Raw genomic sequence first — 13,644 nt, 5'->3', positions numbered from 1 at the left:
ATTCTGAATGAGTTAAATATTGATATTATCTTCGCCAACTCACCCCAGGCCAAAGGCCGTGTGGAACGTGCCAATAGAACACTCCAGGATCGCCTGATCAAGGAAATGCGCCTAGAAGGTATCTGTTTAATTGCCGAGGCAAATGCCTGGCTGCCCTGCTTTATTGAGCATTTCAATCAGAAGTTTGCCAAGTGTGCGCGAAACTCAAAGAATTTACATCGGCCATTAACCGAATCTCATCTTGAACTGGATGATATTTTTACCTGGCAGGAACCGCGTAAGGTCACCAAGAATCTGACCCTGACCTATGACAAATGTATTTATCTGCTTGAACCGATAGAGCTGAATCATAAGCTTGTTGGGCAATATATTTCATTTCTGGAGTACCCGGATGGGACTGTGGCCCTCATGCACGAGGAACGAAAGCTCAACTACAGCATTTTCAATAAATTAGCTGGGCTACAGCAGAATGAGATCGTTGAGAATAAACGGTTAGGTACAGTTCTGGCACATATTCAGCAACAGCATGAAGAGTTGGAAAAACAGAATAAACGTTCCCGTCTCAAGAAAAGTATGCCGAGTCGTAAAGCTCAGAAAGCTGTTATTGAACAAAGAAAGTTAAATCCTGTGCTTGACTCTTGTGGTTAAAAACAGGACATTTTAAATGGTTTATCGCATAGACATTTTAATTGGTGAATAACAAATTGATATACTCATATAAGTCATTCACCATATACTTTTATAGCTGCTGCTCAAGCAACTTCAGCGTTAAAGCACTTCAAATTCAATCCGACGATTTTTCTTGCGACCCTCAGCTGTTGTATTCTCCGCCATAGGCTTACTTGAACCTGAACCTTTAGTACTCAGTAAATGCGCTGGAACATTTTTTGCGATTAAATAAGCTTTCACTGCTTCTGCACGTTGCTGACTTAACATAAGATTTTTATAAGGATCGCCTGAACTATCCGTATGTCCAATAATACGTATCTTTTTTCCACTAACCTTATTTAAGGCAGTGACCATTTCATCCAGAATTTGTATACCTGAGGCTGCTAATACTGCACTGCCAGATTCAAATTCAATAGTCCGGTTCTTTAATGCAGCATCAATAATCTGCTGTTCTGCCTGATTGACTGAAAGCTGTGCATTTAAGCGGTAATTTTCGGGTGTTAAACCCTTAAATTTCTCTGTAGTATCCTGAATTTCATAAGAATTTGATACTTTACCCGTTAGCTGAATATCAGAACCTTTAACCGTTAAGGTTCCCTGTTTAACCTTTTTAAGGTCTTCATTAATCACATCAATGACTATATTCGACCAATTCGTTGGTGCCACTACTTGGCGGATCTGAATGCGATCCACCACATTTTCCTTACCATAAGTTGAATACAATTTCGCCAAAATAGCTTGCTTGCTATTGTTATTCGATACAGTACCTTCAGCAATTACAGGTTGTGTATGCACATTAAAACCAATTGAAAAACAGGATAAAATGATGATTTTATTTAACTTTAAGTATTTATTTTTTATTTTCATTTTATGCTTCTATAAATGTTTATTTAATCAATTTAATGCCTTGAGTCAGGCTCATCTGATTTGCAGTTAAAGACTATTCTAGTGTCGCCAACCTTGAGTTATTTTCTACATTAAAATTAGTTGTTTTTAATTCATATCAATTCACCCACGTGATCCATTTACAATATAATTGATTGATCAAGGTCATGGCATTGAAGTTCCTGTGTTTGCAGCAGTCGTCCTAGTTGTATGAGCTGTTTTTCCTGACATCATCGTATTCTGTGCTGCGACAACTCTCACTACTTTATTCGAAACAACCTGATCCACCAACTGCAAATTGCTATAACTTGGATTACTTCCGATAGAACTTGCATTATTCCCACTCACCAAACGAAAATTGGTCTTCACAAATAGTTCAGGATTCTCTTTACTGCGCCAGACCATCTCAAAAATATTGCCTTTTTGTGTACGCTGAGCACTATCAATCAAACGGTTGATTCCATATTCCCCAGGCTCATCAAAAATGGTATGGGTCTTCCCTTCCAAATCAATCACCGTAATCCGTGCGCCTGGAATTGCGCCGGAATTTGGCCAGATAAAATTCACCCATTGTTGAATTCCGTTTTCAAATAGCATTCTTTGTCCATCAATATCAATGGTATAAGCCAATAAATGAGCCTGTTCCAGTGGGTAAAACTGGAAATTAGATTGATTGGGGCTCACTGCCTGACGACTGGTATTATTTAACTCACCAGTTGCCATACCATTCACAGGCGCGACATAATTTTGAAAGTTTGCAACAAACACAGGATTTAGATTAAGCCCTAAATCTTGCCAGGTTTTCGAGCTTAAGCTATAGCCACGACGGATCACTAAGGGATCAAGATGCTCTTTGACAAAACGGGAAATACTGCCATTTTCACCAAAAATCTGATTAATTTCTTGAGAGGTTGCCTGTAAGCTACCTTGACTGCTAAACGGATATTTTTGCGATAAATTTGCATTAAATGGTTGATAGGCCTGTATTAGCCAGAGTTCGTTCATTTCAGCTTGTGCCGGAAGCATCAGACTTTCAAAGGAACGTGTTAGAGGAACACTAAACAACTTTTTAATCAGCTGTTGATCCAGCTCATGGGTTCCTACCGACATTTTCTCATCCACAAACTTTTGAGTGATATTAAAGATAGAATTCTGCTCATCAACGGTCTGCTTAAGGAGCATCATGCTCGCCGGACCAATATCTCCAGAACTTTTTAGATCATTAAAGCGACTCCGTATCTTGGTCAGAGATTGCATATACTCATCCAGCAGCGACCGGTTCTGCAAATCATCTCGTGTACGTACAATCTGGTAGAAGATCTGAAAGTCTTTGGCAATCATCCCCTGAGAGAAAGTCGATGCAGAATTCTGTGCCAACTTGCCATCATGACGTTGCAATATCTTGCGTTTAAACCAGGCAATAAAACCTTTTTGTGGAACCGCCAACTCAGCTTGTACCATTGGATTATCCCAGCTGGTTTCTTGCGCTACCCGTTGTATGACTTTACGAATCGGTGAGTTTTCTGGTTCGCCAAGAATATCTATCTGATATGTTTGCTGATTAAAGTCACCGGCCTTGGCATAATAAATGGCACCCAAGAATTTACGCCATTCGCTGATATATTCTTTTTTATACATTTCAGTCAGCTGGCGTCGAATTTGTTCAGGACTGCCACTAAAACTCAAATCATCAGACTGTGATGTATTAAGTACCCAATCTTTACTTTCAGTTGGGCTTTGCGCCGCGGTTTCTATGGCAGGTTGTACATATTCGTTCCAGGCTTGATAGCTATAAAAACCGGGTAAGGCATAACTTCCCAACATGGTTGTCTGAGCATTCTCCCCGACCATCTGTTTGATCGTTAATGCAGGAAAACGTACCAAAGCCCGCATTTTAATTTTGTTATATACACGATCTCGTGCAGACACTCCGGTCATCATCGCGGTTAAAACCTGGCGAGTCTGTTCAACCAGAACAGTATCGGAATCCAGCTGGGGAAATGAACTCGAATCTGTCAGTGTCATGGCATAGCTAAGTAACTGCTCGGCCTTTTGCAGCATTTCAGCACGTGGCAGCTGACCACGATGCTGATCCAGCCAAGTCCGCCAAAAACGTGTCAACTGATCGCTGAGATGACTGGAATCTATAGATTTACGGTTACTCAACATCAGATATGTTTTAAGTGCATTATAAGCATCTTGCGGATTTTGGTCAGATGGTTCTAATGCGAGTTGCTGAACTTGTGCAGTCGGATTAATTTGCACATGAATATGATTTTCTTTAAGAACTGCTGCATTGCTTTTTACCCGTTGTAGATATTCTGCAATATTTTGCTGGCTGGGCTGCAATACTAATTGCTCAATTCCTTTCAAATATTCAGCTTGCAGTTTCTCCCTGATCTGTTGTCCTTGATATAGACCAAAACTGTATTTTAATGGGCGCTTCTGATCAAATTGATCTAACTGTTGTAGATGAGCTTGCAAAATTAATAATGCATCGATTTGTGTGACCAGCTCCGTTCCTGACTGTTTCTGCATCTGTACGACCTTATTCAGGTCCGCCTGAACTTCTTCCATTAATTGCTGATTATTTCGATAAGACCACACCCACAGACTCAACACCATCGATACAGTAAGTAAAGCACCAGTAAAAGCCATAAAGCGTCGGCGTTTTCGTGCCGGATTAATATGCTGCTTCACCAGATTTTTATCTTTAAGAATCACTTCAGAAAATAAACCTTTCAGAAAATAACCATGATTCTGTGATACAGACTCTTTAGACAGGCCAAGATCATGATTATCGCTGCGGATCAGATGAAAGTCCTCAGCAATCTGTTCTGTCATTGGACTTTCAATGGAGCCTTCCTGTAAGGCGCTGGTAAAATAAAATCCACGAAAAACCGGTTTAAACTGATAAGGATTGTCTTGAAATAAAGTGGAAATAAAGGTTCTTAATACCGGTTTGAGACTCTTAAATTCCAGTGGAAAGGTCATTACACTGGGTGAAATATGCTGTGAATGCCGACGGGTTAAATGGGTCATACTTACATTTTTCAGACCCTCATATAAAATGCCATAATGCTTTTCAAATAGCTGAACAGCATTTGCACTCGAGTCTGGTTGATAAGCCAACGTTGCGCCCCAAACCTGATCCAATTCTTGTCCATGATAACAATCAAAAAAATCCGTGAAGCCGGCAATCAGGTCCATCTTGGAGAATACCAGATAGACTGGCGCAAAAACTTCTAGACGTTCAGTCAGGTCTTGGATACGGGCACGCAGGTTCTTGGCCAGTTGTAGAGATTTCTCCGGACTCTGGTTGACCAACTCAGCGATACTTACGATCACAATAAGACCATTCACTGGCACTTTAGAACGATTTTTCTTGAGAATATTTAAAAAGCCTAACCATTCAGAATGGTCCTCCGGATAGACTGAATAGCGTCCGGCTGTATCCAGGAAAATACCCTGAGTTGAAAAAAACCAGTCACAGTTTCGAGTTCCGCTAAGTCCGGCAGAGACCATTTTCTGATGAGTTTCTTCAAAAGGAAACCGCAAACCGGAATCATAAATCGCCGAGCTTTTCCCAGCCGCCGGGTTACCGATGACCATATACCAAGGAAGTTCATACAGTGCCGCGTGACCCTTACGATCGCCTAATTTTGACTTACGAATCAGCTGAATAGATTGTTTGACTTGCTGACTGATCTGCTGAAGTTCTTCTTTATTATTGTATTTGCTTTCAGCTGCAAAACCTTGAGATAAGGCAGTCTCGATTTCTTCACCCTTTTTAGTATGCAGATAACACCGGATAAGTGTATAAATCCCCCAGCCTATTAATATGGCGACATAGACGGTCAGCAATATCCAGAAAATGCGATCAGAAACCGTATTTTTTATAGAAATAATGACCACTAAAAAGGATAAGGCCATCATTGTTTTAGGGTTGCTAATGTACTGCCAGACATACCCCAGGACTGTATAAAATAATGTATTCACTTTTATCTCTTTTTTCTTTAATTTTTATAAATAGTTAGGCTACTAATGAGATTTCATTCAGTTGATCACTTTCTTTATTTTTAAAACATAAATAGCTTGATTCTTGTTGTGTGCTATAGCTTATTGTAATGACATTGTCGTATAGATATGATGACATCATCGCTGCAAAAACTGCTGCCAATTGTTGGGTATGCCCCAAATAGCTTTGAGGATAAATGGTATGCTCCGGCTCAAAATCAATATTAGTAAATTTTTCTTGTATTATTTTCATTGTTTTAGACTGAGTGGCTTCATCTAAGAAAACTAAAAAAGGATGTGCCTGTTCCAGCTGATAGGACAGATCAACCTGATTCTGACCCAAGTACGCATATAGGTCAGTGACGTACTTACTGAGAGTCAATATTCGTGAAGGCATCATCCCCTCAACCTCTAAGTCATGTGCGGATAAACACCAGCTGGCAGTATATTCTGCAGCAATATACTCTTCATTTTGCCAAAATTGCTGATCCAGACAATCCTGATCAATTTCAGAATCCGCCATAATGATCAAGCTGATCTCATGTGATTGACCTGAAATTTCCTGTAATAGCTCCAGCAAAGCTGAATAAGCATGATCAGCAGGCAGAAAGTGAAAATTGATATGAATTTGGGCAGGCAGCAATGCATATTTTTGTTGAATTTGACCTATAAGCTGCTCTTGATAGAGATCACTCCACTCCCCAGTCATATGATCCGCCAATAAAATATGCAGATTCAACCTATTTAATCTGCTTACTGCTATTAGATTAGAGGCAATATTTCCTTCATCTTCACAGTAGTTCTCCTGTATCCATCCCGGATGCATTCGATATTCATAAGCCAGTTCGTGATCATAAAATAGTGCTGAACGTTTTAACTGTTCTGAAATTAAGCTCAGACTTTCTTCATGCTGTTCGAGTTGTTGTTGAATCAACTGTTGAATTCGTTGTTCCTGTAATGTTGGAAGCATTTCTTCGCTAGTCCCGTTTTCTTCGAGTAAGCGGTCCACAGCATGAATACGATATGTCAATATAGGTAGACTAAAACGATTTAGCAGTTCTGAGTCCAGCTCAGGACTTTTGAACTGCTTCATGTGCTGCAAGATCTCTGCATTTTTGCCAAAACTGTGCCAGGCGGCAGCTGAAAAAATATTAAGTTTGTAATTCTCAATCGCTTGATACAATTCTTCTTTATTCTCTAATTCTTGCTGCTGTGCTTGAAGAGATTTATGAGCCCTATCCTTTTGTTCTTGCTGTCTTTGTTTATAGGATTTTAAAGCTTTATAAATAAAATAAGGTGTTAATAACAACAAGCAAATTAACAAAGGTAAAATTCCAAAATATAATAGGAAATCGATATTTGATGGATCGTATTGAGTATCTCGCCAGTAATAAATGATAAGAGAACTGTTTATAATGAATAAAACTATAACAGTCCGAATAATATGCTTAATCATGACATTTTTCCTATCAGGCTATAGCAGGTTTCCGCATGGTGGATTGCCTGATTCGGCATTAATAAGGCTCCTCTGGCCAGCCCCATCGAATGTACTTCTCTGAGTTGGGCTGGATATAATTCATCTCTGTCTAGAATCAACCGAAGATCCACTAACATGGTCGGGCTACACCAGGTTTGAAGTAACTCTTTCAATTTGGCGCTATGTATTCCTTCAGATAAAAATTTTAGATAGTCTTCACGTTTTAATGGACCAATAACAATTTCAATTTTTTCATCAACTTGCTGAATGGTTTCTCCACAGAAGCTGTTGATTCCCAATAAAATTGGTTGCGAAGCTCCTAAACTGCTTTTTTGCTGATCATTCAGTTGAAAGCTTTCCGGAATAAACTCATTAATCTCAAATTGATATTTAAAAATACAGGACAATATGCTGCTTAAAGCATAATGGGTATTATTTTGCCCCTGCATCAAGCCTGAAAACTCAGCAAAATAATCATCTATAGGTTGCTGTTCATGTTGTTGACTGCTATAGCCACTCAAAGCATGAAGCATATTCAGATAATGATTTTCCTGCTCAACTTCATAACGCATTGGTAAATGATAGTTCAAACAGGCATCGACATATTGGGCGGTTAATTTATGATTAAATAGTCCGAGAAAGTGTAAGCTTTCTTCTCTGTGTGCCCGGGTACTCTGTTTAATTTTATTTGTATAGATATAAGGTAATACGCCCTGTACGCCAGTCAACCCTACGATTAAATTGGTCATCTGCACTTTATGATCTTCACATTGCAATGATTCAATTTCAGAAGTCGGAAAATTAAGATTGAGTGAACTAATAAATTGAAATGATTTACTCCATTCTTGATGTCTGTTTCGTTCAGGTGCATGTCTTAATAATCGCGTGGCTTGAATAAATTCAAAGCTGGTCGGCTGCTGAAAGAGCCGATCAACTACAGAAGTCTTTTGCCACCAACATTCTGTATGCATTGGTATAACTCCTGTTTTGACTTTGAATCAATGACGTGCATATCCACATAACTATTCATTTGAACTTTCAAATTAAAAATGTGATTTAAAAGTTGCACAAAGATATACAGACTGGCTCCTCTAAAGACTTCTGTATCGATCTGAATTTCAACTTTGACACCCCGTACAAAAAGTGGAAATGGTTTATGCTCACGCAACTTCTGGGTCAAAGAAAACTGGATCGATTGAATTGAATTAATAATTAGCCGGTTGTCTTTGGATTGCGGCAAGTTATACAGTTCGAGTAATTCCTTAATGTGACTGACTGCATTTGCTTTCATTAAAGACAGATTATTCAATGATAAATGCGAGATAATTCGCCACTGTTCTTGCTGATTTTGATCAAAACAATAAGGTAAATTGGGTCTTTTCAATAACACGGCTTTACGTGCTAAACTATTGTCATTGAGAGATAAGCTATTCTGATCTTTATGATAACTTTCATAAGGCAAATCCCGATTGCTGCATAACAACTGCATACTGATAAAGTCTGATGAAATTTTCTGTGGTTCTAAAAATTTGGAAATAATCGAATATTTCAGTCCTATATGCTTGTTATTATTCTGCTCAGGCAACAGGTGATAATAAAATTGTATATCGGCCTGATGATAATGACTCATGGCAAAAAAAGGTAATACGGGATAGGTCGTTTGACTGTTCTCGCTTTTCTCTCTCAATAACTTCATTTCGGTGATCGCATACACCTGAAAATACTCAGGATGATGGACATCACTCATTAATGGATACTCTAGGCGAAAATGATCAATTTTCTGCGGTTCAGCCTGCTTAGGGAATAAATTTATAACTGGTGTCGCAAATAATTTGAAATTAGCGCTATTTAATTCTGAATAATCTCTGACCACGACTTGATCATTCAGGTTTATTTTAAAATGAATGTGTAGCTCAAAGTCTGTAGTTTCTATATTTAATTCTTTTAAAAAACTCAGATTGAGGTTAAGAAAATTAAATTTTTCTGGAAAGCAAAAATACTCGATTAATAAACGATAGGCATGATGAGTATGTTGATCAACTGGCAGCGCACTTTCCGCTTCAGTAAATCCCATCAGTTCAAAAGGATTTTGAAAATCAATCTCTTGATTATGAGCTATTACAGAAAAACCCGTCTCCGGTTTAAAAATACAATCCAGAATTTGCAATGGAACACTGGAAATTGCATCCAGATAAATAGGTAATTTCTGTTGTTCCAACAGTCGCTGCTGCTGGTTAAAAATTTCAAAACCAAAGCTCAAGGTTGCATTTCGATTTAAATGAACATGAGTCGAAGCATGCGTTTTAAAATTAACAGATTTTAAGGCGATTGGTAATAAATTAACCTGGTTTGCCGTACGATATTCACACTGTACCCCACGGATACTTTTTGATTTTAATACAGTTTGCTTGGGAATCTGCTGGCTACTTTTAAGCTGTCGGATTTTACTGGCATCGTCAAAACTGACCACTGAACATGCTGGAAAAGGTTTAAGGTACTGTGGAAACATCACCTCAAAAATAGCACGTGTAAATACTTCATAACTATCGTGCAGTTTTTTATCAATTCGGGCAGAAATCAGGGAAAATGCCTGAATCAATCTTTCGATATGCGGATCATCGATCTGCTCTTGATTCAACGAAAGGTGTTGGGCAATTTTTGGGTATTTATTGGCAAACTCTCGTGATTGTTGCCCAAATTCCTGTAATTGCTTTTCGTAATAAGGTAATAATTCTTCGATCACAGCACACCTGCTGATGTTTTAGACAAAATTACGTATTGTTGCGTAGTAGGCTTGAGGAATGCGTCAAAAATTACCGGTTCATATAGGGGATAAATATTTAAGAATGCATGAATACTTAGACACAGACTTCCCCTGTTATGCTCATCCATCAGCATCTCGGCTTTAACCTGCTTTAAACGAGGTTCGTGCGCGTGAATAGACTGTTCAATCGAGTGGCAGATTTTATCTCGGTCCATTGGATTCGCTGTTGAGAGCCCCACAAAATCAATGATGCCAAATTGAAGAATTGAACGTTTGACCTGATCATAACCATTAACCATCGTATCCAGATTAGCCATACGGCTATTTAATAAATCTTCGAGATCGGCAGCCACCGACTCTCTCAACGCCTGTAAAGAAAGGCCTTGAGAACTTTGAGTATCCTGAGACAAGAGACGGTCAAATAATGTTGTTCTAAATCCGTAAGGATAAAGCTGATCCAAATTCATATTGTTATAGTCTAATTTTATTTATTTTTATAAATATCAAGAGAGAGGCTGATCAGGACCAGCCTCTAAAAGATCAAATTACGCTGCATAAGAGGCAGTATTATTTGATAGTGACCATTTCTTGGTCACGGCACCCTTTTGTGTACCGTTAATATCTTGTTGATTATACGTCCACTCAACTGCAGCATATTTCAAACCAAAAGCTTCTGTTGGAACGCCTTCTTGATTTACTATCGGAGTAACCTGAGAAACCAGTACATGTTTTAATTTAATTTGCAGGTATTTAACGCGTTTGTCACCATTAGCGCGATAAAAATCGATTTGTACTTCATCGAAGGTATAACCTGCTGAACATGCTTCCCAAAGTTTTGGACTGGTTGCATCCAGATCTTTCATAAAAATCATGTCGGAATGTTCAACCCGTTCTGCAGTATGACCGCCTACACTAGAAGATGTTGCAGATTTTGGCTGACGAATGTTGTGCGACCAAGAATTTGCTTCTAGCCAGCTTTTATGTTCCGAATCACGAGATTCACCATCAACTTTATATTTGCCGCGAAACTGGATGTAAATGTCTTTCATTTTAATAATTTTCCTGTTGTTATAAATATTATTATAATTTTAGCAGCGGTCTTAATGACTCGACTGCGGTAACTCAGTGACCAGTCGTAAAGATACAGACAACTCGTCTAACTGAAAATGCGGTCTCAAAAAGACCACAGATTTGTAGTGTCCAGGTTCATCCGGATTTTCTACAACTTTTATCGAAGCTTCACGCAGTGGATACTGTGCTTTGGCTTCCTGTGAAGCACCGTCATCCAAAAGTACATATTGAGACAGCCAGTCGTTTAGAAATGCTTCGACATTTCCTGCAGATGTAAAACTTCCCACCTTATCTCGCATCATTGCTTTTAAATAATGAGCGATTCGCGAGACTGCCATAATGTACTGTATCTGACTGGATAATGCGGAATTGGCATTGGCAATATCGTTATCATATTTCTTTGGTTTTTGGGTAGATTGGGCACCGAAGAACGCGGCATAATCGGTATTTTTACAATGTACTAATGGAATAAAGCCAAGATCACTGAGTTCTTTTTCACGACGGTCCGTAATCGCAATTTCAGTCGGGCACTTAAATATGATTTCTCCATCATTGGTTTTAAAGGTATGCACTGGCAGACCTTCGACCAAACCGCCACCCTCAACCCCACGAATCGCAGCACACCAGCCATGCATATCAAAGGCATTGGTTAAACGCGTCCCCAAAGCATAAGCAGCATTCATCCACAGGTATTCATTATGATTTTCACCTGAAACTTCTTCTACATAGTTAAAGCCTGCTGTCGTATTGCCATCTTTAGGATGATAAGGTAAACGGCCTAATACTCGTGGAATAGTCAATGCCAGATAACGAGCATCATCACTTTCCCGGAATGAACGCCATTGCACATATTCAGCTGTTTCAAAAATTTTAGAAACATCGCGTGGGCGATCAATATCAGTAAAAGTTTCCAATCCGAACATGGAAGGACTTGCAGCTGAGAGAAACGGTGCATGTGCCGCTGATGCTACATGTGAAATCTGCTCGAGCAAATACAGGTCTGAAGGTGTGCGATCAAACTCAAAGTCACCAATGAGGGTCGCATAAGGCGCACCGCCAAATGAACCATATTCTTCTTCATAGATTTTTTTAAATAGAGTACTTTGATCAAAGTCGCTGGCACTTTGAAAATCTTTAATCAATTCTTTTTTGGTCGTATTCAACATACGAATTTTAATTAAAGAGTGTGATGGCGTTTCCTGACAAAAGTAATACAGCCCTCGCCAGGTGGACTCAACTTTTTGAAACTGCTCGTGATGCATGATCTTGCTCAGCTGGGTAGAAATAAGCGCATCAATTTCTGCAATGCGTTTATCTAAAGCCAAGGTCATATTGTCTGAAACTATAACGGTACCGGCCATGACTTCCTTGGCCAACTCACCAATCAAACTTTTGGCCCGATCATGTTCTTCTTCATTACGCGCAATTCGACTACGTTCAACAATAGAGTCCAGAATTGAGTATTCTTCAATAGCAACATTCGTGGTAGTTGCAGCATTAGAGTGATTCATTGTCTGCCTCCATACTCATTTTACGGATTTGGTCGGTATTTTTTAAAATATCATCCAGTAAATCTTCTAGACGTTCATTATTGGATATTTTATTGCGTAAATCAGTTAAACGTTCTCGTGCTTCTACCAGTTTTCGCAAAGGTTCGACTTGTTGGACTACCTGTTCTGGCCGAAAATCATCCATTGCATTAAAAACCAAATCTACTGATATTTTACCACTCTCTTCAGTCAAACTATTTTCCACCTGAAAACTGGCACGAGGCGCCAGAGACTGCATCACCTCATCAATATTTTCCAAGTCTACATTGATAAATTTTTTATCTTTGAGCTTGGTTTTTTCAAGTTCAGACGCTGCTGAAAAATCTCCCAAAACTCCCACTACAAAAGGTAACTCTTTGACTTCACGGCCATCACCTACCTCAACATCGTAGGTCAATTGCACCCGTGGTGGTCGAATACGCTGTAATTTTTTTTGTACACTTTCACGTTTAGCCATCATGATTTTCCTTATTAATTATTAGTTAATGATCCAAATGGATTAGTACTAGGAGTGTGGGTTCGTGTACTGATACTTTCTGTTTTTTTATTACTGATAGCAGCCGTATTATTTTTTAGATTGCTTTTCGATACTTTATTTTTGTTTTGACTTAGGCTTTGTTTTACTGGGTTATTTGGTTTATTTTTAGTATTTTTTACTTTTGAATTCCGCGCCGTCGTTGATGCAGATTCAGAAAATTTTGCTACAGGCTGTGCCAGATAAATATGTTCAGTCAGCGATTTGGCCTGTGGGTAGGTAAAGTCATTTAAGGCACGGACTTCTGTACTACGCATCTGTTCTAGGCTTTGGGAAGAGATCCCGATCCCTGCCAGGAATTTCAGATCAGTTAAATTCTGATGAATGTAATTTTGCTGATGTAATTGCTCGATTAAATTGAGCGCTTTCAGATGATCACCGACTTCAACATAGCGTTTGGCAATTTGGGTAGACAATTGCTGCTGCAGATGCATATTTTTTCTTGCTGTCTTGTCGCATAACTGCTGGTATAAATCAATGATAGTTGAATCAGTATCATTTTTTGCTTGTGGATAGCTCTTGATACATGATTTTTTTAATTCTGCTGCATGGGTTTGAGCAAAACATAGCTGCGCCATCCCTGAGATGAGCAATACAATAAAACCTAGATTATTTTTCAAAATAAGCCTCAATTTTTGGTTATTGTTTTGTATTTTTATAATCAAAATTTATTTTT

10 protein-coding genes and 1 pseudogene are annotated in these 13,644 nt (G+C 38.8%); 1 reads left to right on the top strand and 10 read right to left on the bottom strand.

Annotation, left to right across the window (positions count from 1 at the left end; genetic code table 11):
- Positions 1 to 648 (top strand): annotated as a pseudogene (locus FTV08_RS11115) (ISNCY-like element ISAba32 family transposase); the annotation flags it as partial.
- A gap of 120 nt (positions 649 to 768) precedes the next feature.
- Here the strand turns inward: FTV08_RS11115 and FTV08_RS11110 are convergent.
- The 10 genes from FTV08_RS11110 to FTV08_RS11065 all read right to left on the bottom strand — a co-directional run bounded on the left by FTV08_RS11110 (position 769) and on the right by FTV08_RS11065 (position 13,588).
- The gene (locus tag FTV08_RS11110; protein WP_373687394.1) at positions 769 to 1,530 is read right to left on the bottom strand and encodes an OmpA family protein; all 762 of its coding nucleotides are present in this window, start codon (positions 1,528 to 1,530) and stop codon (positions 769 to 771) included.
- 189 nt (positions 1,531 to 1,719) lie between these two features.
- Complete coding sequence (gene tssM, locus FTV08_RS11105) at positions 1,720 to 5,553, bottom strand: type VI secretion system membrane subunit TssM (protein ID WP_180087338.1); 3,834 nt, start codon at positions 5,551 to 5,553, stop codon at positions 1,720 to 1,722.
- 34 nt (positions 5,554 to 5,587) lie between these two features.
- Entirely contained in the window at positions 5,588 to 7,027 is a 1,440-nt protein-coding gene (locus FTV08_RS11100) for a hypothetical protein (protein WP_180087337.1), read from the bottom strand.
- A complete protein-coding gene (gene tssG, locus FTV08_RS11095; RefSeq protein ID WP_180087336.1) occupies positions 7,024 to 8,019 on the bottom strand; it encodes a type VI secretion system baseplate subunit TssG in 996 nt (331 codons plus the stop codon). The genes FTV08_RS11100 and tssG overlap by 4 nt, the downstream gene beginning before the upstream one ends.
- Complete coding sequence (gene tssF, locus FTV08_RS11090) at positions 7,983 to 9,791, bottom strand: type VI secretion system baseplate subunit TssF (protein WP_180087335.1); 1,809 nt, start codon at positions 9,789 to 9,791, stop codon at positions 7,983 to 7,985. The genes tssG and tssF overlap by 37 nt, the downstream gene beginning before the upstream one ends.
- Positions 9,788 to 10,279 (bottom strand): type VI secretion system baseplate subunit TssE, encoded by a 492-nt coding sequence (tssE, locus tag FTV08_RS11085; RefSeq protein ID WP_180087334.1) that lies wholly within the window; start codon positions 10,277 to 10,279, stop codon positions 9,788 to 9,790. The genes tssF and tssE overlap by 4 nt, the downstream gene beginning before the upstream one ends.
- A 78-nt stretch (positions 10,280 to 10,357) precedes the next feature.
- The gene (locus FTV08_RS11080; RefSeq protein WP_180087333.1) at positions 10,358 to 10,861 is read right to left on the bottom strand and encodes a type VI secretion system tube protein Hcp; all 504 of its coding nucleotides are present in this window, start codon (positions 10,859 to 10,861) and stop codon (positions 10,358 to 10,360) included.
- 51 nt (positions 10,862 to 10,912) lie between these two features.
- Positions 10,913 to 12,394, bottom strand: coding sequence for a type VI secretion system contractile sheath large subunit (tssC, locus tag FTV08_RS11075; protein WP_180087332.1), 1,482 nt, complete (start codon positions 12,392 to 12,394; stop codon positions 10,913 to 10,915).
- The gene (tssB, locus tag FTV08_RS11070; RefSeq protein WP_180087331.1) at positions 12,381 to 12,890 is read right to left on the bottom strand and encodes a type VI secretion system contractile sheath small subunit; all 510 of its coding nucleotides are present in this window, start codon (positions 12,888 to 12,890) and stop codon (positions 12,381 to 12,383) included. The genes tssC and tssB overlap by 14 nt, the downstream gene beginning before the upstream one ends.
- Positions 12,891 to 12,904: 14 nt before the next feature.
- Positions 12,905 to 13,588, bottom strand: coding sequence for a hypothetical protein (locus FTV08_RS11065; protein WP_180087330.1), 684 nt, complete (start codon positions 13,586 to 13,588; stop codon positions 12,905 to 12,907).
- Positions 13,589 to 13,644: the final 56 nt, after the last annotated feature.

Origin of the sequence: Acinetobacter sp. YH12226 (assembly GCF_013417805.1) — a bacterium.
Taxonomy (GTDB): Bacteria; Pseudomonadota; Gammaproteobacteria; order Pseudomonadales; family Moraxellaceae; genus Acinetobacter.
This window is presented reverse-complemented; position numbering and strand designations above follow the sequence as displayed.